Genomic DNA, 21,360 nt, shown 5'->3' on the forward strand with positions numbered 1-21,360 from the left:
GTATTCCTCTATCATTATGAAGTGAATAAAGATGCATGTCCAATAATTTACGCCTTCGATTTAGGGAAAAATTTGTGAACAAAATGGCTAGCGCTTTCAAATATAGAACATGTAAGTAATGGATAGGAATCTTATATATCATACTGTGTAGAAATATCTTTTTGTTTCTTGTGTTCTTGTTTCTTCGGTTGTTGTTTATTTCCTGAATCCTTAATGATTTGCTGTACCTTTTCTACAACCTGTGGCGCGAAGTCCAGCATTTTTTCATAAATATGAGCATGGTGATCTAAATGAACCATTTTTATTCCTTTTTCACTTACAATTAAAAAGGCAACTGGTGTAATGGATACTCCCCCCCCACTTCCTCCACCAAATGGAAGCGTAGCCTCTGAATCGTCTTGGGACTGATTACTTGATGAGTTAAATTCGCTACCTCCAGCAGCAAAGCCAAATCCTACTTTTGAGACAGGGATGATAACACTCCCATCAGGGGATTGTACTGGATCACCGATAATCGTGTTCACTTCTACCATATCTTTTAAATTTTCCATTGCGGTCGTCATCAACCCTTGAATTGGATGTTCTTCCATATTAGTCAACTCCTTTATACTATTGCTCTTGTTTTACAGTATGTCTTTTAACAGCAATTTCCCGCATTACCTGAGTACATGCGTTTATAGCTTGTGCTATTCGAATCGAAACCATACAAGAAAATTCCGTTTTAAAATAGATTTGCTGAAAAAGAGGGATAACTTGTAAATCCGGTTTACATGAACCTTTACTTTTTTCAAGAATCCAACCTGATAATATCCCTTTCATTGTCCAAACCCCGCCCGATGCCATTCCTGTAAGAGAAGCATCACCTGCTCCACCTTTCGTATGCCATCGCAACTGATGTAATACGAGCGATCGAAATACGATGGTTAATAATCGATTACTTTCTTGAATAAGTCCAATTAGTTCATGTAGATTCGTTGGCAGGTCTTTAAAGTGAGATTTTTTATCCTCTTCTTTATCTTCTAAGAGAATATCTTTTTTAAACAGTCGAATCGAAAACCAATACACATAAATAGTAATAGAACCATGTTTCTCAATATAAGATGCTTGTATACGAATGAAAAGTTTAGATAGAAGTACAAAAGAAACGAATAAAACCAAGCAGAAAATGAATATAAACCAACCCCACATCGTCTTGTCACCTCGATTTCATATCTGTTCCTATTTTTCCTCAAATTTCCTGTTTTACTCAAAAAAATTAACTTTATTAGGATAATGATTTACAAACATGATAGAATGGGGATAAGCTTCATATTTACACTTATCTATATGAAGAACATAAGTGGTTACATATTAAATAGGAGGGTGACAACAAGATTATGTCAGATCGTAAGAATATTTTTTTCTACTATTTAAATAGTGATGGTCTAAAAAACAAGTTAGACGCATTGTATCAATTAGCAGAGTCTAATGGTTTTACAATTGTAAGCGATTCCGATAATGCCAATATTATTGTAAGTATTGGTGGAGATGGTGCATTTCTACAAGCAGTACGTAAGACTGGATTTCGGCAAGATTGCCTGTATACAGGCATAACTCGGTCTGGCGAATCCGGGTTATATTGTGATTTTAATTTGGATAATTTTGATGAAATGTTAGATACCATTCTACATGAGGAGATGGAAGTTAGACGTTTTCCTGTTATTCATGCGGATGTTAATGGAGAAACCAACTTCTACTGTTTAAATGAAATTAGTGTAAGATCTACCATCATTAAATCAATTGTTATGGATGTCTTTATTGATGATATTCATTTTGAAACATTTCGTGGAGATGGGTTAATCGTCGCAACTCCTACCGGAAGTACTGGCTATAATAAATCGACCAATGGAGCCGTCATCGACCCACGTATCCCTTGTTTTCAAGTTTCTGAATTAGCTTCCATTAATAATAATCGTTATCGTACTTTAGGTTCTTCCTTCGTGCTTCACAATGATCGTAAATTACAATTATCTGTGCAGCAAGATGGAAATGATTACCCTATTATTGGCTTAGATAATGAAGCCTATTCTATTCGTAATATTAAAGATGTCACCGTTACTTTAAGTGATAAAGTCATTAAAACAGTAAAATTAAAAAACAATTCTTATTGGGATAGAGTGAAGCGTACATTTTTATAGAGCTGCGAGGGCGGAGAACGCAATCCTTAAAAAAACAGAAAAACCCATCTTCCTTTATGTTGAAGATGGGTTTTTAACGTACACAATTTCTCCATCTATTACTGTCATTTCAACCCCAATACGATGAATATCATGCGGATTAACATGAAATATATCTTGGTCAATAATCGTAAAATCAGCTGCGTATCCTTCTGCAATAAGCCCCCTTGTATCCTCTTGGTTAATGGCATAAGCGCTTCCTGTCGTATATAGCTGAACAGCTTCAAATATAGATAATGCCTCTTTTGTTAAGTACCTTTTACCATCATATGATGATTTCCTTAGTACTGCCGCTTCTATTCCATAGAGTGGATTAACCTCTTCTATTGGTGCATCTGACCCGCCAGCACAGTGTATGCCATTTGCTAACATGGTTTTCCATGCATAAGAAAGATCTAATCTTTTTTCTCCAAGACGATCAATGACCCAAGGGAAATCAGAAGCAACAAAAGAGGGTTGTATATCAATAATCGCTGGAAGCTCCTTTAATAGTTGTAAAGATTGTGGATTTAAAATTTGCCCATGGATAATCCGATCTCTCCATTTATTTGGCAGCGGATATTTCTTTAATGTCGATGCTACTTCCAAAATGGCTTGATCTCCAATTGCATGAACCGCTACTGGTAAACGATACTTCCTAGCATCTTGAACAATTCTTTCTAATTCTGCCGTACTATGAATATTAAAGCCACAATTACCTTTGTCATCAGAGTAATCATTCGTTAACCAAGCAGTCCTTCCACCTAAAGCGCCATCTGAAAAGATCTTAATTGCACCTAATTCTACATATTGCTCACTACTTAACTCGCCTAAACCTGCCTGAATCGCATCCTGCATAACTTCATGATGTACTAATAAATGTGCTTTGAATTTATTCTCTTCATTTATTGCATTTGTAAATGCCCGATACGTTTTCTCAAAGCCTCCAAAATAATTAAGATCTTCACTGTGCCCCCCTACTAAACCTTTTGCAGTTAGATCACTAATCGCAATCGAAATAACCTGTTCCAAATATGCTTGTGAAACGGATGGCATTGCTTGCTTAATCAATTCCTGTGCTGTATCTAAGAAATATCCGGTTGTTTCCCCTGAATTATCACGTATAATAACTCCCCCCTGTGGATCTTCCGTGTTGTTAGGATAATCAATTTTTGCCAGCTCCATTGCTTTACTATTTGCTAACACAGCATGCCTACAAACTCGAGACAACATTACTGGATTATCTGGAATAATTTCATCTAACGCCGACTTATGAATAATCAATGGTTCTTCCCAGTGATTCTCATTCCATCCTTCCCCAACTAACCATTCACCTTTAGAAAGATGAACAGAACGATTAGATAATGCCTCTAATACTTCATCTGCTGATTGCATAGCTGAAAGATCCAAGCGCAATAATTTCTCTCCGTGCCAAACAATATGTAAATGACTATCAATAAACCCCGGAAGCATAGTTTTCCCCTGTAAATGAATAGCTTCTTCTATCTCATTATAATACGTGTGATATAAATACTCGTAAGTACCAATCGCTATAATTTTATTTCTTTGGGTAAATACTGCATCTACCACAATGTCCTCTTGCTCCATGGTATAGATCGGACCACCGAACCATAATTTTCCCATCGTACTCTCCCTTTCTATGGATGCTTCATCTCCAACATAACCTAACTGTACTTTTTTATTTTCACAGAATCAAGTATTGATGCAAACTAACTTCTTATTATATAGATAGTAAAAGAGCTACCCGTGTAACGGATAGCTCTAAAGCCATTTCACTATTTTATTATAATTATTTGGTACCACCAAATTGTTGTTCAGCCATTTGAACAAGACGTTTAGTGATTTCACCACCAACAGAACCGTTGGAACGAGAAGTTGAATCTGGTCCAAGTTGAACACCAAATTCTTGAGCAATCTCGTATTTCATTTGATCTAGTGCTTGTTGAACACCAGGTACTACTAATTGGTTTGAAGAATTGTTAGTTGCCATGTTAACTCACCTCCTTGGTACTTATAGAATGTGTACAAAGGGTGGAAAACATTCATTTTTTTAATTGGTAGTTCCTGACAATCTTTTTAAAGAAATTAAAATAAATCTTCATACGCACATTGATTTGTTTTAGCAGTGATTTTTATGGTTTCAATCCCATTCACGGCTTCTTCAAGGGAGTCGGTAAAATCCGTTCTTGCTTCAAACAGATTTGCCTTTTCACGTTTCGGTTTTGTTTTCGGAGATTTTGGTACAAAAATAGTACAACAATCTTCATATGGAAGGATAGAAGTCTCATACGTACCTATCTCACGTGAAATTTTAATAATTTCTGTTTTATCCATTGCAATTAACGGACGAATAATTGGATAATTGGTGACTTCATTGATGGTATTCATACTCTCCATCGTTTGACTAGCAACCTGTCCAAGATTTTCACCAGTTGTCATGGAAAGGATTTCTTGACTATGACAAACTCTTTCACTAATACGCATCATCATTCTCCGCATAATCGTCATGGCATACTCATTAGGCATCTCTCGGAATATTTCCTGTTGTAATTTTGTAAATGGTACAATATGGACATTAATGGACTTACCGTATTTCGTTAATTGCTGTGCTAAATCAAGAACTTTTTGTTTTGCACGTTCACTTGTAAATGGTGGAGAATGAAAATGTATGGCTTCAATGTGTACACCTCGCTTCATTGCAAGATACCCGGCAACTGGACTATCAATTCCGCCTGAAAGCAATAATAGAGACTTTCCAGATGTACCTACCGGAAGTCCTCCCAGTCCTTGAACAACACTAGAAGTAATATAAGCCGCTTCCAGTCTTATTTCAACTTTAATTTCTAAGTCGGGTTCATGTACATCAACCGAAATTCCTTCCGTATTCGTTAGCAAATGTTTTCCCAAGACTTGATTCATTTCTTGTGAAGGGATGGGAAAATCTTTATTAATCCGTTTTACAGATACTTTAAATGTTTTTACATTCTTCCCTTTTTTCAACGCGTATAACGAAGCTTCTTTTATCTTTTCCGGATCATTTTTCACTTTTATTGCTAAACTCAAGCTTTGTATACCAAATATGTTTTTACATTTATTGATTATTGGTTCCGGATCATGGCCATTTAATAAAATAAACATTCTTCCTTGTGTACGTTTCACCTTAATATTGGAGAAATCCCTTAGTTTATCTTGAATATTCTCTTGCAAACGAATAATAAACTGCTTAATGTTTTTTCCTTTTAAGGCCATCTCACCATAGCGAATTAATATATGATCATATTGCATTTTTTATCTACTCCATAACTTCTTTAAATTGGCGAATTTTTTCACGTAATACGTTAATAAACCTCTTTAATTCTTCTTTATTATTTTCATAACTCATACTCACTCGTAAAGCAGAAGTGGTTCGATCTTCTGACAAGCCACATGCAGCAAGGATTTTACTTTCATCTGTTTTCTTTGAGGAACAAGCTGACTTCGTTGAAATAAAAATATCTTCATCACTCAACATATGAATGATTACCTCCGGTTTTATACCAGGAATGGAGAAGTTAATAATATGCGGTGCAGCTTCTTTTGGAGAATTCAGCTTTACTTCCTTTATACTTTCTAACTCTCTAACCAAATATTGCTGTAACTCATACAAATGAAGTTGATCCTTCTTTTCTTTTTCCTTCATTAATCGAATGGCTTTCACTATTGATACTGCACCAGCTAAATTCTCTGTCCCGGATCGAATCGCTTGTTCTTGTTCTCCCCCATGAAATAACGGAAAAAGTGTTGTACGTTGCTTCACATATAAAATCCCTGTTCCCTTTAGTCCATGTATTTTATGTCCGGAAATCGTGCAAAGATCAATACCGCTGTCTGCAAGATCTAGAGGGATTTTACCAAAGCCTTGGACGTGATCTACATGGAAAAATAATTTCGGATATTGGTTAGCAATCTTACCTATCTCATGGATAGGCTGAATAGATCCCATTTCATTATTAACATGCATGATACTGATTAAAATCGTATCTTCTCTAATCGCATTTTTAAGGTCCACGATATCAATGACACCGGATTGATTTACTGGTAAATAAGTTATCTCAAACCCCAGTTTCTTAAGGCTCTCGCAGGCATTATACACCGACGGATGTTCAATGTCGGTCGTTATAATATGCTTCCCTCTATTTTGGTGTTCCAATGCAATCCCTTTTATTGCAATATTATTTCCTTCCGTACCACCAGAGGTAAACACAATTTCATTCGGTTCCACTTGTAAAAGATCGGCTGCTTGACGTTTAGCCTGAATAAGTAATTTCTCAGCTTCACCACCCATCGGATGAATCGATGATGGGTTTGCAAAAAAAGCAGTGGACACTTGTTCAAAACTTTTTAAAACAGAAGGGGCAGGTTTGGTTGTTGCACTATTATCTAAATATATCATAACTAGTTAACTCCTATCTTAGCAAAACACATGTGTTCCTTTACGCTTAGAAAAAAGGATATTAAATAATATCCTTTTTTCTACGTATTTTTATTCAATTAAGCGTTACTTCACCTTCTTGGTAAGCCTCAATTCGCTTTAATGCACCAGGATCAATTTCTTCCACAGCTTTTGCTGCATGTTCTAGCGATAGCTCATATTCATAATTTCTAAATAGCCGCTCCGATTCAGCTAATTTTGCTGCTAACATTGGATATTGACTACGATACCTATTCGCATATTGGATGACTTGTTCCGTTAAATAAGCTTGTTCTAACATGAGATCGGTTTGTTCCATTGCATATTCTACTGCATTTTTAGCGTCATTTAATGCTTGCTGCACTTCAGTCATATCTAAGGGCTGACTCTCCAACGTTTTTAATACCCGCTGGTTTTTATGGCTAGCCGTTTCGATTAGGTTCCAAATAAAATTAGGAATACCTGGAACATTGCTCTTTTTAAGTTTACGCTGGATATGATATAACTGATTGCGCATTTCTGTCAATTTTTCTTTTGCTTCCAGTTCATCTTTGCGTAAGTTATTAATTCGTTTTTTAAACGCTTCATGTTTTTCTTTTAGTAGTTCAATTTGCTGAAAGCCTTCTTCAATTTCATCTCTAAGCTTTGTATGAGGTGTATTATCATGTTCCATATCCGATAAGAGCTCTTCAAGCTGCCCATTTAACTTAGTAATTGATTTTTCCAATGACAGGTATTTTTCCATATCTTCATCTTCAAAGTAATACGCTTTTTTCAATTGTTCTACATCATGTTTCGTATCAATAAACGTGTTATTCATCTCTTCTAATGTAGTTTGATAGGATGGAACTTTTGTATCAACATAATTTTTAGCAATTGCCTCTTTTTCAAGCAGTTGATACATTTCTTTTATTCGTGCATCTACCTCCTCAATAACCAGTTCAGCATCGGTAAAGTCTCCTGTTTCTAAATCGCTCACGATATGTAGTAGCCTATCTTGATAACCTTTTATTTCTTTTTCAAAAGCTAAGTGATCAACTCGATAACCTTCTTCTTTCATTTCTTTTAATCCGCCATGAAGTTCATCTAGTTGGGAAGGTAACTCTTGCTTACTCTTTTGATAGAGCCTTGGAAATTCATCGAGCTGCACTTCTACCGCGTCTAGTGAAGCTCTTAATTGATCTACTAGCTTTTTTGCTTCTAAATAATTTCCATCCGCTATTAATGCATAATATTGGGATAGTTGTTCTGCCAATTCATCGAGCTTACCTTCAAAAAACATGTCTGCTTTCCCAAATTGATATCTATTTTGGGATAATTGCTTACGTAATGATTTAATCGTTGGTTCTACATGCTCAACTTCTTTTCGACTTGATTCTTCAGAATGAAGTAACTCTTCAACTTCTTTTAAAATGTCCTCAATTTCCACTTCTATTGATTGTAGGATACGTTCTACATCAGCTAATACTTTTTTAGCTTTTGTAAAGCGATAACGATCAGCAGATTCTTCTGCATCAAAGAGAAGTTCCTCAATATCCGTTAACTCTTTTGTGACTATATGCTCCCATCGTTCTTTCCATGCTTCAAACTTATCCTGTGTCTCACCAGATAAGTTCAGTATCTTGATACGGGAGAGCTCAGAATTGATGTTTCGACCCATAATATCCATTTTCCAGGCTTCATAACGATCGACAACATCATATACTCTTTTACGTAAAATAAGTCCAATAATGATTAGTGTAATGACTACAAGTATACCGCCTATGATGTATGCCATATAATGCCTCCCAACTAAATTCCTATAAGAGGATGGACGTTTACAATTTACAATAATAACCGTCGCAAATAGTAATCTAATTATAATAATACCATGTTTACCGCCATTTTTGCTAAAAAAATACAAATAAATTGCGGATTCGCATATTTTTTATTTACAGAAAACTTCATTTACTATTTCTCTTTGTTGTTCCACAAGAAAATCCAACCATTGATGGATTGTTTTTGTGTAGTTTTGAACAAATAATTGATGGGAAGATTCACCAATAATATGATCCTTCCATTCATTATGCATCATATACGGTGTTACAAGCATCCCTTTTAATTGCATCAATAAATAATTCCGATCATTAATTGAAGTTGCTCGCTTGTTTACAACCTCAAAAAAAGCTTTACTTATAAAATGATTTTCTTTGGCTAAATACGTAACAGCCATTTCCCGAACAAATACGGAGTCTAACGAAAGTTCTCTATGTATAAAACACGAGAATTGATGATTGTCTTGCTTGTACTGTATAATAATGAAAATTAATTCCTTTAATTGATCTAGTGCATTTAAATCTTTATGTTCTTCAAGGGCCGTTTCCAGGGTATTTAGGTAATTTTCGTAATAGTTCGTAACAGCGAATTCTAAAAGACCTTGTTTACCTCTAAAATAGTAGCTAATAAGCGAAACATTAACATTTGCTTTATCTGCTATATCACGTACAGAAGTGCCGTGAAACCCTTTTTGAAAGAATAATGACGATGCAGCTTCGATTACTTTCTGTTTTGAGAGATTATTTTTCATAAGATTCACTCCTTACATCTCAAATACGACAGTGAGAGGATTTATCCTGCAATTTTCGCTCGACAATATAATTATGAATGTCGAAAAAACAAATAGAAAGGAAAGTGTATATGTTCCAGGCCAGTATGTATTCAGGAGATAAAGTAAAAGATTATGGTTTATTAATTCGTCAATTACAAGCATTAAGTGAAGACGAAAAAGATCCTATAGCAATCCTATCAAATGCTTCCGCATTATTGAATCAATTTCTAGAGGAGACGAATTGGGTTGGATTTTATCTATGGAAAGAGGACGAACTTGTTCTTGGACCTTTTCAAGGCCTACCAGCTTGCATTCGAATCGGTTATGGAAAAGGTGTATGTGGTACTGCAATTCAAGAAAAAGCTACCCAACGGATCTCAGATGTCCATCAATTCCCAGGACATATCGCTTGCGATAGTGCTACTAAATCAGAAATTGTTGTACCTGTTATCATCAACGGTACGATTTATGGGGTTCTTGATATTGACAGCCCTGTAACAAATCGATTTGATGAGACAGATCAAGAATACTTAGAGAAATTTGTTGATACGTTGCAAGGGTATTTATCCTAAGTTATTTAGAGTAAAAGATAGTGTATTATACTGCCACCTGAGCTGTCGAGTCAATTTCGACAGCTTTTTTTGGTATCGGCTTTAGATTCATCAAAAGAAAACGATGTATAGATGTATAGATGTATATATACCAAGCTATTTAAGTTTTACATTTTTCACCACACTGTTTTTCCCTGTATTTTTCGCTTCATAAAGTGCTTTATCTGCTCGAATAAACAATTCACTGACTGAATCATTTATCGTTCTTGTCCAGAAAGAGACCCCGCAGGAAAGTGTAACAGAAGGTGATGTAGAAGTCTTCACTTTTCCGCATATTTTATCCGCTATTTGAACAGCTTCATTAATCGATGTATTTGGTGCATAAATCGCTAACTCCTCCCCTCCCCATCTAGATGGAACAAATGCTTGTTTTGAATAATCAATGATAATATTAGCAACTTGTTTTAACACTTCATCACCAATAGGATGGCCATGTTCATCATTTATCTTTTTAAAATCATCAATATCAAATAAGATCAGCGATCCCTTCTCAGCCACTTTCATTTCCTTGATAATAACTTCTTCTAAATGATTGCGTGAATATAGATTGGTAAGATAATCCGTAATAACTGCTCTTTGTAATTCTTCCTTTAAAATGGCATTAGACAGGGCTAATGAACAATGCTGGATAAGCGATTGTAATAACTTATATACTTCAAATGTGAAATAATAGGGTGATTCATGCATGATTACAACAAAACCATACACTTCATACTCTTGACGCATGGGGATTACCATAAGAGATCGATATGGTAAATGCGGATATTCATCATAATCACCTTTAAATACTGGATAATCTATTTCCTTAAATAAAAATGCAGTAAACGCTTCGCTGTTTTTTGATTTAAAATAACTTGTACTTGCTGATAGTATATCTACTCTATTTTCACTATGTCTAAAAATAAACCCTATCTCAGAAGCTTGGCAAACCTCTTCAATCTTATCTCGGACCGATTCTGTAATATCAGTCAAATCTAAATTTGAATTCACCTTATGTGTGACATCGTTAATTAGTTTTAAATCGGAAATTAAATGATTAGAAGTTTCAAGTAAACTCACATTTTCAATAGCCATACCAGCAGTATGCGCAATATGCGTAATACAGGATATTTGCCGCTCTAGCAACATACCTGGACTATCTTTCAAAAGTAGTTGGATGACACCATAGACTCCTTGTTTTCCAGTAAGAGGTGCGTATATCTTTCTACTATCCTTATCAACATTCTCCAATTGGACTCCCCCGGTTACAAATGCCTTGGAACTGTAGCTCTTTGTTTCATCATCTGTATAAGCGATTGTTTGAATGGGAATATCGTCATCGAGCTCTGTATCATGAGATAATAAAAATTGGATTACATTGTCTGGATAGAATGTTTGAATGGTCCGGTATACTTCCTTTAATATTTCTGATTTATGTGTCATTGTAAAGACGCTTATGGAAAATTCATATAAGAATGGGTAGATATCCTGGTTGCTCATCATTTGCTGGGCTAGCTTTAACACTTTCCTTGTCTCTGATTGAATTGTTTGCAAAATGGAAATAGAATTTATATCAGAAAACCTCACATATAAAAGCAGCCCAGAAGTTACATTTAAGTAATAATCCTTTTCGTATGAATAAAAGCAAAACAGATCCTTAGAAATATCTTTGCTATTTAACCCTTCTTCCAACAACTCCTTACTAACTAAATCCGTTGAAATTAAGTGATATGTAGAAGACTCTTTCATCCACTTATACATACCGGTTAATTGAATACATGGAAGCCGATTTATTTGAATGGCTATGAGGGATACGAATTCCTCATAGGATCGGCAGTCCCAATTAGTTATTACATCAAAATAGTACTGCTGTAATTCTCTCTTTACAACTTGTGAATTCATCATCATTCACCTATTCTCATGAATTAATTAGTTCAAATTACATATCCATTATATACCAAATAGTTCTTTGTGCCTATCAAGAACTTTGTCGAATACTTTTTTTATAGAAAGGTTGACTCACACCAATAAAAATTATATACTATTCTTTGTGTAAAATAATAAAGTAGCCTTAGTGAACCGACGTTTGCAATTTCATGTTGTTCCTCTCTATTGAGGTGTATCGCGTAACTCTTAGCTGCTGGAGCGATGGTACATGAAGACAACATGGTCAAGCGTAATGGAACACGGCCTTTTATTTTATGCAAAATAAAATAAAAAGGAGGAAATGTCTTATGGCTCGTTATACTGGATCAGTATGGAAAAAATCACGTCGTCTTGGCATTTCATTAACTGGAACTGGTAAGGAATTAGATAAGCGTCCTTACGCTCCTGGTCAACATGGACCAAATCAACGCAAGAAAATTTCGGAATATGGCTTACAACTACAAGAGAAGCAAAAACTTCGCTTCACATATGGTTTAAATGAGCGCCAATTCCGTACATTGTTTGACAAAGCTGGCAAAATGAAAGGTATCCATGGTGAAAACTTCATGTTACTACTTGATTCTCGCCTAGATAACCTCGTTTACCGTTTAGGGTTTGCTCGTACACGTAGACAAGCTCGTCAACTAGTGAACCACGGACATATTACTGTTGATGGTGGTCGCGTTGATATTCCATCTTATTTGGTAAAACCAGGTCAAGTTATCAGCTTACGTGAAAAATCAAAGAATCTTGATATCATTAAAGAAGCAATCGAAGTGAGTAACTTCGTTCCTGAATATTTATCATTTGATGCAGATAAACTAGAAGGCACGTTCACTCGCTATGCAGAGCGTGAAGAGCTTCCAGCTGAAATTAACGAAGCGCTTATTGTTGAGTACTACTCTCGCTAAAAAGCAGTTAGCAGTTAAACCCCAACCCCTTTTCCTAAAGGCTGTTGGGGTTTTTTCTGACTTAAGCTTTAATTTAAGATCTCGGATAGGGCGAATTGGACGTTTATCAACGCACCTCTTACATTTTAATAATGATCCGTGATGTTTCTCCATTTGCTAGCTTATCAAATCCTTCATTTATATCTTCTAATCGAATCGTTTCAGATAGTAATTGATCCACCTGTAAACGACCTCTCTCAAACAATGAAAGATACTGAGGAATATCTCGCGCTGGAACACAGCTACCAACATAAGATCCTTTCAGACTTCGTTCTTCTGCTGTAAGGCTAACGTAAGGAAAGGAAAAGTGATGTTCTGGATCTGGTAATCCTGTAGTCACTGTCGTACCTCCCCGCTTTGTAATACCATACGCTACTTCCATTGCAGATACGACTCCAGCAGTTTCAAATGTGTAATCTAGACCACCAGCTGTTGCTTCTCTCACTTTATTCACTATATTGGTATCGTTGGAATTAAATATATCCGTAGCGCCAAGTTTTTTGGCTTGCTTCAACTTTGATTCATTAAGATCTATGGCTATCACTCGGCTTGCTCCAGCCTCTTTTGCACCAAGCAATGCGCTTAATCCTACACCTCCTAATCCAACCACGGCAACTGTGCTTCCAAATTTAATATTTGCAGTGTTTACAACTGCACCAACACCAGTAATAACAGCACAGCCAAACAAAGCAAGATGTTCAAAAGAATGATTTGATTCGACTTTAATTAATGAATTCCTGGACACTACTGCGTATTCTGAAAACGCTGAAACACCAATATGATGATAAATTGGTTCATTATCAGCATACAGTCTAATGCCTCCATTTATTAATGTACCTTCGTTATTAGCATAAGCAGCTGGTTCACACAAAGCGGGGCGCCCCTCCTGGCATGGTAAGCAATGGCCACAGCTAGGTACAAACACACATACAACATGATCGCCAACTTGTAAATCGGTTACACCTTCACCAAGCTCTTTAACTATACCAGCTGCCTCATGACCTAATGCCATTGGTAAAGGTCTAGGACGGCTTCCATTAATCACAGATAAATCAGAGTGACATAGACTTGCGGCTTTTATTTGTATTAAAACTTCACCTCTTTCAGGTCTCTTCAATTCTAAGTTTTCAATCGTAAGCGGTTTACTTTCAGCATACGGTTGGGCCAAACCTGATTCCCGCAACACAGCTGTTTTGGTTTCCATCTCTAATACCTCCTTTAAAGCAGAATTGAATATAAAGTTCATTTTTATTATAGCAAAAATTCGAAAGTACAAATAATTCCCAACGATGTTTACTAGAGTTGTTGTATGTTAATATAAAAAAACACAGGACAATGCCTGTGTTTTAAATGATATGTTCTATGCAAATGTAATAAGAAAGTACTTCTTCTTACCTCTACGGATAACCGTAAAAGTCTCTTCAATTCGGTCATCAGCCTGTAAATGATAGTTTACATCTTGCTCACGTTCTCCATTAATATATATAGCGCCATTTGAAATATCTTCCCTAGCTTGCCGCTTTGATGAAGAAATTTTTGCACCAACTAGTAAATCGACTAATCCGATTTCTTTATTTTCAGCATTATAGGTTGGAACATCTTTAAACCCTTGTTTAATATCACTTGCAGTTAATTGTTTGATATCTCCACTAAATAACGATGCTGAGATTTTTTGTGCTTGTTTAAGTGCAGCCTCACTATGAACAAGTATTGTCATTTCTTCAGCTAAACGTTTATGAGCAACACGTTTCTCCGGCTGTGTCTTAATCTCATCTTCAAGTTCTGCTATTTCTTCTTCAGCGATAAATGTAAAGTAACGAAGAAACTTAATAACATCTCGATCATCTGTATTTAACCAAAACTGATAAAACTCATATGGAGACGATTTTTCCGGATCAAGCCAAATGGCTCCGCCAGCTGTTTTCCCGAATTTTGTTCCATCTGCTTTGGTAATAAGTGGCACAGTTAAACCGAAGACATTAACTTCATCGTTTTCATTTTCTCTAGAACGACGAATAAGTTCCATTCCTGCTGTAATATTCCCCCATTGATCACTCCCCCCTATTTGTAATGTACAATCCTCTTCTTCATTCAATTTCATATAATCAAGAGATTGTAAAATCATGTAACTGAATTCTGTATAAGAAATCCCTTGTTCTATACGAGCAGACACTGATTCTTTACTAAGCATATAATTAATACCAAAATGCTTTCCCGCATCCCTTAAGAAATCTATAACTGTCATACTGGATAACCAATCATGATTATTTCTTGAAACTACAGGGTTTTCGCCTTTGTCAAAGTCTAAAATTCTGGCAATTTGCTGTTTGATTTTCTCACTGTAACCTTTAACCACTTCACTTTCATTTAAAGAGCGCTCCGTATTACGACCACTAGGATCACCGATCATTCCAGTTCCTCCGCCTATCAATGCAATTGGTTTATGACCAGCTTTTTGAAAACGTTTCAGCATGGTGATTGGAACTAAATGTCCAATATGCAAACTATCTCCAGTGGGATCAAATCCGCAATATAAAGTAACTTCATTTTCCGATAAATGTTTTTCTAATCCCTCTCTATCTGTTACTTGATTAATAAGTCCTCGTGTTTCTAGATCTTGTAAAATATTCAATTTCTTTCACACTCCAATAATTTTTTTGAAAACTGATAACGTAGTGTATCAGACATTAAAAAAACTCCTCCCTCTACGAAAAGGGACGAGTTATTATTCACACGCGGTACCACCCTTGTTGCACATCTATGCCACTTGGGGTTGTTAACGATGTTGCCACCGTTTCTTCATTCTAATCATAAAGAAATTGCTCCAGAATGTAATTCACTTTACAAATTTAACCTAGCTTCCACCAACCGCTAGTTCTCTATACAGGAATTTGCAAAATTACTCCGTTCCTTCTCAGCATCTTATATTCGGTTATTATCTATCTATACCATATCTTATTAATAAAAGCAATTTATAAACGAAAATCAGTTATACCAATTTTCTCTAGTATGCTATAATGAATAAGGAATTTAGGAGGGTTAGTCATGAATTTTAAACATAGGCTTCATACATATATCAACAAAGTGAAAGCTCATCCTTTTATGGAAAAAATTAATTCTCAACCTTTTATTGAGAAACTCAAATCACTCTGGAAAGCAGGAAAAATTCAGCAATCAACACGCATTTCATATAATGTCGTCTGGAATGTTATCCTGTTTTTCATTGTTATCGGTTTAATTGGGGTATTTTTTGCCGGTGGTTTAGGAGCAGGTTATTTTGCTTCGCTTGTTAAGGATGAACCAGTTCGTTCCTATGAAGTTATGAAACAAGATATCTATAACTATGAAGAAACATCGAAACTCTACTTTGCAGGTGATACTTATTTTGGCGATGTAAGATCTGATCTATACCGAGAAGAGACCACTTTAGAGAATATTTCTCCACAGCTTATCGATGCTGTTATTGCAACAGAGGATGAATACTTTAATGAGCATCACGGAGTTGTACCTAAAGCTATTTTACGTGCCGTCTTGCAAGAAGTAACCAACGCAAACACGAAAACAGGTGGCAGCACGTTAACGCAACAATTAATTAAAAATCAAATACTAACTGACGAAGTATCTTTTGAGCGAAAGGCAAAAGAAATACTATTAGCACTTCGCTTAGAACGTTTCTTTAATAAAGAGGAAATATTAGAAGCGTACTTAAATATTGTTCCTTATGGTAGAGATGCCTCCGGTAACAACATTGCTGGAATACAGACTGCTGCACAGGGAATCTTTGGGGTCGATGCCAAAAACGTGAGCCTTCCGCAAGCAGCTTATTTAGCAGGTTTACCGCAGAGCCCATCTGCTTATACCCCCTTTACGAATAATGGGGACATGAAAGAAGGAGAAAGTTTAGAGCGAGGTATAAATCGAATGAAATCGGTTCTACATCGCATGTACGAAGCCGAATACATTACAAAAGAAGAATATGACGAAGCAGTCGCATATGATATTACGAAGGACTTTACCAATAAATCAAAATCACCAATTGAACAATATCCATATTTAACATTTGAGCTTGAGCGTAGAGCTACAGACATTTTGACACAACAATTAGCTAAAGAAGATGGTTACTCCAAAGAAGATTTAAATAAGGATGACGATTTATTAGCTGAGTATAATCAGCTAGCGAAACGCAATTTACGTATGCAGGGCTATCATATTCATACTACAATTAATAAAGGTATTTATGATACCATGCAGAAAACAGCGCAAGCTTATGAAAATTACGGCCCAACCCGTACAGTTAGAAAAGAAAACCCTGAAACCGGTGAAGTCGAAGAAACCAAGGAACGGGTACAAACCGGGGGCATCCTAATTGAAAATAGTAGTGGTAAGATTATCAGCTTTGTTGGTGGTCGAGGCTATGATGAGAATAATAACATAAACTATATTTCAGAGACGGTTACTCGCTCAAATGGTAGTACAATTAAACCAATTCTGGATTATGCACCTGCTATGGAAGAAGGCGTTATCCAACCAGGAAGTGTGTTAGCTGACTATAAAAAGCAATTGCCAGGATGGGATTACGGAAAACCTGGTAACTATGGTGGTGGCTATCACGGGATCGTTTCTGCTCGAAAAGCATTAGTTAATTCCTATAATGTTCCAGCTGCAGAAATTTATTCTAAAATCATTAACCAAGATCCTGCTGCCAAATATTTAGAAAAAATGGGGATTACCACACTGACGAAAGCAGATCACGTAAATCCATCTTTATCCATAGGTACAATGGAAGCAAGAATTGAAGAAAATGTTAATGCCTTCGCAACCTTTGGTAATAATGGCAAATTTGAAGATGCATATATGATTGAGAAGATTACTACAAATGATGGCGATATTGTCTATGAACATGAACCTAATCCCGTAAACGTGTTTTCTCCACAAACAACATATCTGACTATTGATATGATGCGTGATGTAATCAGCAATGGAACTGCAGGCTACTTAACCAGTCAATTAAAATATCAGCGTGTCGACTGGGCCGGCAAAACAGGAACATCTCAGGATTACCATGATGCATGGTTTGTAGCTACAAATCCAAATGTAACGTTTGGAACATGGATAGGATATGATACCCCTTATCCAATTAACAATACCAGCATGTCCTATAGTAATCGAAACATAAAATTATGGGCAGAACTTATTAACTCTGCATCTGATGTGGATCCAGAATTAGTTGCTCCAGGCGCTAATTTCCAACGACCGGAAGGCATCGTCCAACGTAGCTATTGTTCCATTTCAGGCATGCTGCCATCAGAGCTTTGTGAAAAAGCCGGATTAGTAAAGACAGACTTGTTTAATAGCAAATACGTACCAACAGAAAAAGATGATAGTTTAGTCTCAGGCAGTACGGTTATGGTGAATGGAAAAGCTATAACAGCTGGACCAAATACACCAAGTGAATTTACAACTGGAGATGGCTTAGCCTTTAATCCCGAATTTTTAAAACGTAATGGCTATGATAAGTTGAATGATATAACTCAGTTGTACCCACGTACAGAAAGGGAAAAGTGGGAGAAAATAAGTGCTCCAAATATGGACTCAAACAATGTGCTTGAAGATGATGGAAAAGCACCTCAGGCACCAACGAATGTGAAAAAGTCTGGAAACAAATTAACATGGCAGAAATCAGGAAGTGACGATGTTGTAGGCTATCGAATTTATCGTTCTAATGGACCAGGGGACAACTTCACAAGAGTTGGAAATACGACATCGACTGAATTTGAGATTGGCGATGGAGATGCACGTTATCACGTAAAAGCTGTTGACTACTTTGGGGTAGAATCCTCTGCTTCAAAAGAGATTATTATAGGCGATACGGGGGAAAAAGAACCGGAAACACCTGATAAACAAGAGAAATCAAAAGAAAAAAAGGATGATCAACAGAAAGAGAATAACGATGAAAGCAAAAACAACGAAGAAACCGAAAATAAGCAAGAAGAGGATAACTCCAGTAATGATTCATCCGAAGATACAGGACAATAAAGCATGTGCCCATTAAGCTAGTAAAGATCATTCTTTACTAGCTTTTCTTTTTATAAATCTTTCGCTTATGTTACTAAAAATTCAAAGGATTTTGCTGTATAATAAATGTAAGCGCAATACAAACAGGTGGTGAACCAATGAAGCATGAAAAAAGCTATTACACGAGCACGCGCGAGACATCTGAAGGAACCATAATTATCGAAGGACCACTTGAGGCAAGTGACCTAAAAAAATATGAATTTCATGAAGAGCTGACGGCTTTTCGTCCTGCTTCTAAACAATTTGAAGCAATCATAACGATTTCCACATTTTCTGAAGCACGGATCATTATTGCTAGAACTGCAGATACAATTATAGGGTATGTTACCTACTTACACCCCGATCCATTAGAAAGATGGTCCACCTTTGAGATGGAAGATTTACTTGAATTAGGAGCTATTGAAGTTATTCCTGCTTTTCGTGGAGCTAAGATTGCATCTGGCTTACTTGAAGTTTCTATGATGGATGACTTTATGGAAAATTATATCATCATTTCTACCGAATATTATTGGCATTGGGACTTAGATGGAACAAAATTAAGTATTTGGGATTATCGAAAAGTAATGGAAAAAATGATGGCTGCTGGTGGATTACTACCTGCTCCTACAGATGATCCCGAAATAATTTCTCACCCTGCCAATTGTTTAATGGTACGGATCGGTAAAAATGTAACAGCAGATTCAATAACGCAATTTGATACGCTTCGATTTTTACAGCGACACAAATATCGAAATATGCGGGAGGGATTGTAATGCTGGTAGAAGAAATAATGAAAACAAATGTAATTGCCTTGCCTCCAACGGCCACCATTGAGAGAGCTTTACACCTACTTCATGAACATCATATAAGACATATCCCCATCGTAAATGAACAAAATCAAGTTATTGGGATTGTTTCTGATAGAGATGTAAGAGATGCAAGTCCATCTATACTTAATACTGGTACCTCATCAAGAGAATTAGAACATGAAATTCAAACCATCATGAGTCAACCAGTAATTACTATACACCCTTTAGATTTTGTTGAAGAAATCGCGAAAGTATTCTATGAAGAAGAAATTGCTTGTCTTCCAGTTATTCGACAAAATCAACTTGTAGGGATTGTTACAGAAAAAGATATGCTTTATACGATGATTCAATTAACTGGAACGCATGTACAAAGCTCTCATATCGAAGTTAAAGTTCCTCATCGGCCAGGTATTCTTCCTGAAGTAACTTCCATTTTTAGTAAGCGCAAGACCAATATAATTTCAGTACTTGTTTATCCGTTTAAAGATGATCCTGATTACAAAATATTAGTTTTTCGTATTCAAACAATGAATCCGCTTCCCGTCATAGAAGATCTTCGTGAAGCAGGTTATGAATTATTATGGCCAAATAATTTGGAGGGTCCAAAGCAATGATTTGTTCATCAAAATTTGTTTTTTCTAATGATTTTTTACATTATTACTTCCATGGGGACCATCCATTTAATCAAAAAAGACTCTTATTAACAAGAGAATTATTAGAAGCTGCTCATATGCTTAAACCAGAAGCTATATTATTGCCTCGAAAAGCAACAGATGATGAATTAGCCCTGTTTCATGACCGTTCATACATCGAAGCAGTTAAGCAAGCTAGTGTTGGACGATTATCAACGGAAGAAGGATTGGCATTTGGCTTAGGCACAGAAGATACACCAATATTTGAGGGAATGCATGAAGCTTCTGCCTATCTAGTCGGCGGTACACTTGAAGCCGTTGATAAAGTATTAACTGGTCAATCTACACATGCATTAAACCTAGGTGGGGGTTTACATCATGGTTTTAAACGCAAAGCATCTGGATTTTGTATTTATAATGATAGCGCAGTAGCCATTCGTTATATAAGAAAAAAATATAATCTGCGCGTACTATATGTCGATACAGATGCTCATCATGGGGACGGGGTTCAGTGGGCTTTCTACGATGACCCAGATGTATGCACTTTTTCCATTCATGAGACTGGCAGATACCTGTTTCCTGGTACAGGTAATGTTAATGAGCGCGGCATAAAAAATGGGCATGGATTTTCCTTTAATTTACCAATCGACGCCTTTACTGAAGATGCTTCTTTTCTTGAGGTTTATCAAACCGCATTAATAGAGATAGCTTCTTTTTTTAAACCAGATGTTATTATCACACAGAACGGAGCTGATGCACACTGTTATGATCCATTAACCCATTTATGTGGAACAATGAGCCTTTTTGAACAAATCCCTCTTTTAGCTCACGAAATAGCACATCAATACTGTAAAGGAAGATGGATAGCACTGGGTGGTGGTGGATATGATATTTGGAGAGTAGTTCCAAGAGCATGGGCACAGCTATGGAATGTAATGTCTAACGGTGAAATCGTTTACGGAGCTTTACCTGATCAATGGTTATCAAAATGGCAAGATGAAAGCCCTGTTACTTTGCCGAAAAATTGGCAGGATGATCCAACTACAGTACCAATCATCCCACGCAAGCAAGAAATTACAGAGAAAAACAAAAATACATTAATTCAGCTACTTAAATATACGAAAACCATAGAATCTTAAAAAGGAG

18 protein-coding genes and 1 other annotated feature are annotated in these 21,360 nt (G+C 36.2%); of the genes, 7 read left to right on the forward strand and 11 right to left on the reverse strand.

Going from position 1 to position 21,360, the window contains the following annotated elements; all coding sequences use genetic code 11:
- Window positions 1-131: 131 nt before the first annotated feature.
- Together ytfJ and JKP73_RS13865 are read right to left on the reverse strand one after the other, a co-directional pair.
- Window positions 132-590: a GerW family sporulation protein gene (ytfJ, locus tag JKP73_RS13860; protein WP_021290852.1), complete on the reverse strand. Its 459-nt coding sequence runs from the start codon at window positions 588-590 to the stop codon at window positions 132-134.
- 19 nt (window positions 591-609) lie between these two features.
- Window positions 610-1,188: a DUF2953 domain-containing protein gene (locus JKP73_RS13865; RefSeq protein WP_200411422.1), complete on the reverse strand. Its 579-nt coding sequence runs from the start codon at window positions 1,186-1,188 to the stop codon at window positions 610-612.
- A 188-nt stretch (window positions 1,189-1,376) separates the two neighbouring features.
- Here JKP73_RS13865 and JKP73_RS13870 point away from each other — a divergent pair, with 188 nt between their 5' ends.
- Window positions 1,377-2,177 carry an NAD kinase gene (locus JKP73_RS13870; RefSeq protein ID WP_021290850.1) on the forward strand — a complete coding sequence of 267 codons (801 nt, stop codon included), beginning with the start codon at window positions 1,377-1,379 and terminating at the stop codon, window positions 2,175-2,177.
- A gap of 54 nt (window positions 2,178-2,231) precedes the next feature.
- Here JKP73_RS13870 and JKP73_RS13875 read toward each other — a convergent pair whose 3' ends face one another.
- From JKP73_RS13875 to refZ, 6 genes are all read right to left on the reverse strand, one after another.
- Window positions 2,232-3,839 carry an amidohydrolase gene (locus JKP73_RS13875; protein ID WP_038243264.1) on the reverse strand — a complete coding sequence of 536 codons (1,608 nt, stop codon included), beginning with the start codon at window positions 3,837-3,839 and terminating at the stop codon, window positions 2,232-2,234.
- A gap of 166 nt (window positions 3,840-4,005) precedes the next feature.
- Window positions 4,006-4,206 carry an alpha/beta-type small acid-soluble spore protein gene (locus tag JKP73_RS13880; RefSeq protein ID WP_021290848.1) on the reverse strand — a complete coding sequence of 67 codons (201 nt, stop codon included), beginning with the start codon at window positions 4,204-4,206 and terminating at the stop codon, window positions 4,006-4,008.
- 95 nt (window positions 4,207-4,301) lie between these two features.
- A complete protein-coding gene (thiI, locus tag JKP73_RS13885; RefSeq protein ID WP_038243263.1) occupies window positions 4,302-5,501 on the reverse strand; it encodes a tRNA uracil 4-sulfurtransferase ThiI in 1,200 nt (399 codons plus the stop codon).
- Window positions 5,502-5,508: 7 nt separating this feature from the next.
- Window positions 5,509-6,648, reverse strand: a complete 1,140-nt coding sequence (locus tag JKP73_RS13890) for a cysteine desulfurase family protein (RefSeq protein ID WP_021290846.1) — start codon at window positions 6,646-6,648, stop codon at window positions 5,509-5,511.
- A 94-nt stretch (window positions 6,649-6,742) separates the two neighbouring features.
- Window positions 6,743-8,443, reverse strand: a complete 1,701-nt coding sequence (gene ezrA, locus JKP73_RS13895) for a septation ring formation regulator EzrA (RefSeq protein WP_200411423.1) — start codon at window positions 8,441-8,443, stop codon at window positions 6,743-6,745.
- 150 nt (window positions 8,444-8,593) lie between these two features.
- On the reverse strand, window positions 8,594-9,232 hold the full coding sequence (refZ, locus tag JKP73_RS13900; RefSeq protein ID WP_021290843.1) for a forespore capture DNA-binding protein RefZ: 639 nt from the start codon (window positions 9,230-9,232) through the stop codon (window positions 8,594-8,596).
- Between the two features lie 110 nt (window positions 9,233-9,342).
- Between refZ and JKP73_RS13905 the strand changes: the two genes are divergently transcribed.
- Window positions 9,343-9,825, forward strand: a complete 483-nt coding sequence (locus tag JKP73_RS13905) for a free L-methionine (R)-S-oxide reductase MsrC (protein WP_160807020.1) — start codon at window positions 9,343-9,345, stop codon at window positions 9,823-9,825.
- Between the two features lie 135 nt (window positions 9,826-9,960).
- Here the strand turns inward: JKP73_RS13905 and JKP73_RS13910 are convergent, their stop codons facing one another.
- Window positions 9,961-11,751 carry a sensor domain-containing diguanylate cyclase gene (locus JKP73_RS13910; protein WP_081674742.1) on the reverse strand — a complete coding sequence of 597 codons (1,791 nt, stop codon included), beginning with the start codon at window positions 11,749-11,751 and terminating at the stop codon, window positions 9,961-9,963.
- Between the two features lie 326 nt (window positions 11,752-12,077).
- Here JKP73_RS13910 and rpsD point away from each other — a divergent pair, with 326 nt between their 5' ends.
- A complete protein-coding gene (gene rpsD / locus JKP73_RS13915) occupies window positions 12,078-12,680 on the forward strand; it encodes a 30S ribosomal protein S4 (protein WP_021290840.1) in 603 nt (200 codons plus the stop codon).
- A gap of 118 nt (window positions 12,681-12,798) precedes the next feature.
- Here rpsD and JKP73_RS13920 read toward each other — a convergent pair whose 3' ends face one another.
- Both JKP73_RS13920 and tyrS read right to left on the reverse strand, forming a co-directional pair.
- The gene (locus JKP73_RS13920) at window positions 12,799-13,923 is read right to left on the reverse strand and encodes a zinc-dependent alcohol dehydrogenase family protein (RefSeq protein WP_021290839.1); all 1,125 of its coding nucleotides are present in this window, start codon (window positions 13,921-13,923) and stop codon (window positions 12,799-12,801) included.
- Between the two features lie 156 nt (window positions 13,924-14,079).
- Window positions 14,080-15,351, reverse strand: a complete 1,272-nt coding sequence (tyrS, locus tag JKP73_RS13925; RefSeq protein WP_200411424.1) for a tyrosine--tRNA ligase — start codon at window positions 15,349-15,351, stop codon at window positions 14,080-14,082.
- Between the two features lie 78 nt (window positions 15,352-15,429).
- Window positions 15,430-15,644: a binding site (T-box leader), on the reverse strand.
- A gap of 120 nt (window positions 15,645-15,764) precedes the next feature.
- Here tyrS and JKP73_RS13930 point away from each other — a divergent pair.
- The 4 genes from JKP73_RS13930 to JKP73_RS13945 all read left to right on the forward strand — a co-directional run bounded on the left by JKP73_RS13930 (window position 15,765) and on the right by JKP73_RS13945 (window position 21,353).
- The gene (locus tag JKP73_RS13930; RefSeq protein WP_200411425.1) at window positions 15,765-18,755 is read left to right on the forward strand and encodes a transglycosylase domain-containing protein; all 2,991 of its coding nucleotides are present in this window, start codon (window positions 15,765-15,767) and stop codon (window positions 18,753-18,755) included.
- 137 nt (window positions 18,756-18,892) lie between these two features.
- The gene (locus JKP73_RS13935; protein WP_200411426.1) at window positions 18,893-19,546 is read left to right on the forward strand and encodes a GNAT family N-acetyltransferase; all 654 of its coding nucleotides are present in this window, start codon (window positions 18,893-18,895) and stop codon (window positions 19,544-19,546) included.
- Window positions 19,546-20,196: an acetoin utilization AcuB family protein gene (locus JKP73_RS13940; RefSeq protein ID WP_038243260.1), complete on the forward strand. Its 651-nt coding sequence runs from the start codon at window positions 19,546-19,548 to the stop codon at window positions 20,194-20,196. Before JKP73_RS13935 ends, JKP73_RS13940 begins: the two co-directional genes overlap by 1 nt.
- Window positions 20,193-21,353 (forward strand): acetoin utilization protein AcuC, encoded by a 1,161-nt coding sequence (locus tag JKP73_RS13945; RefSeq protein ID WP_200411427.1) that lies wholly within the window; start codon window positions 20,193-20,195, stop codon window positions 21,351-21,353. The genes JKP73_RS13940 and JKP73_RS13945 overlap by 4 nt, the downstream gene beginning before the upstream one ends.
- Window positions 21,354-21,360: the final 7 nt, after the last annotated feature.

The organism is Virgibacillus salexigens (genome assembly GCF_014905415.1).
Classification (GTDB): Bacteria; Bacillota; Bacilli; order Bacillales; family Amphibacillaceae; genus Virgibacillus; species Virgibacillus salexigens.

Excerpts from the sequence above, each read along its gene's own strand:
- JKP73_RS13940 (WP_038243260.1), top strand. The coding sequence starts at position 19,546 with ATGCTGGTAGAAGAAATAATGAAAACAAATGTAATTGCCTTGCCTCCA.
- JKP73_RS13905 (WP_160807020.1), top strand. The coding sequence starts at position 9,343 with ATGTTCCAGGCCAGTATGTATTCAGGAGATAAAGTAAAAGATTATGGT.
- JKP73_RS13945 (WP_200411427.1), top strand. The coding sequence starts at position 20,193 with ATGATTTGTTCATCAAAATTTGTTTTTTCTAATGATTTTTTACATTAT.
- refZ (WP_021290843.1), bottom strand. The coding sequence starts at position 9,232 with ATGAAAAATAATCTCTCAAAACAGAAAGTAATCGAAGCTGCATCGTCA.
- JKP73_RS13910 (WP_081674742.1), bottom strand. The coding sequence starts at position 11,751 with ATGATGATGAATTCACAAGTTGTAAAGAGAGAATTACAGCAGTACTAT.
- JKP73_RS13890 (WP_021290846.1), bottom strand. The coding sequence starts at position 6,648 with ATGATATATTTAGATAATAGTGCAACAACCAAACCTGCCCCTTCTGTT.
- rpsD (WP_021290840.1), top strand. The coding sequence starts at position 12,078 with ATGGCTCGTTATACTGGATCAGTATGGAAAAAATCACGTCGTCTTGGC.
- JKP73_RS13920 (WP_021290839.1), bottom strand. The coding sequence starts at position 13,923 with ATGGAAACCAAAACAGCTGTGTTGCGGGAATCAGGTTTGGCCCAACCG.
- ezrA (WP_200411423.1), bottom strand. The coding sequence starts at position 8,443 with ATGGCATACATCATAGGCGGTATACTTGTAGTCATTACACTAATCATT.
- JKP73_RS13865 (WP_200411422.1), bottom strand. The coding sequence starts at position 1,188 with ATGTGGGGTTGGTTTATATTCATTTTCTGCTTGGTTTTATTCGTTTCT.
- thiI (WP_038243263.1), bottom strand. The coding sequence starts at position 5,501 with ATGCAATATGATCATATATTAATTCGCTATGGTGAGATGGCCTTAAAA.
- JKP73_RS13870 (WP_021290850.1), top strand. The coding sequence starts at position 1,377 with ATGTCAGATCGTAAGAATATTTTTTTCTACTATTTAAATAGTGATGGT.
- JKP73_RS13875 (WP_038243264.1), bottom strand. The coding sequence starts at position 3,839 with ATGGGAAAATTATGGTTCGGTGGTCCGATCTATACCATGGAGCAAGAG.
- JKP73_RS13930 (WP_200411425.1), top strand. The coding sequence starts at position 15,765 with ATGAATTTTAAACATAGGCTTCATACATATATCAACAAAGTGAAAGCT.
- JKP73_RS13935 (WP_200411426.1), top strand. The coding sequence starts at position 18,893 with ATGAAGCATGAAAAAAGCTATTACACGAGCACGCGCGAGACATCTGAA.
- JKP73_RS13880 (WP_021290848.1), bottom strand. The coding sequence starts at position 4,206 with ATGGCAACTAACAATTCTTCAAACCAATTAGTAGTACCTGGTGTTCAA.
- ytfJ (WP_021290852.1), bottom strand. The coding sequence starts at position 590 with ATGGAAGAACATCCAATTCAAGGGTTGATGACGACCGCAATGGAAAAT.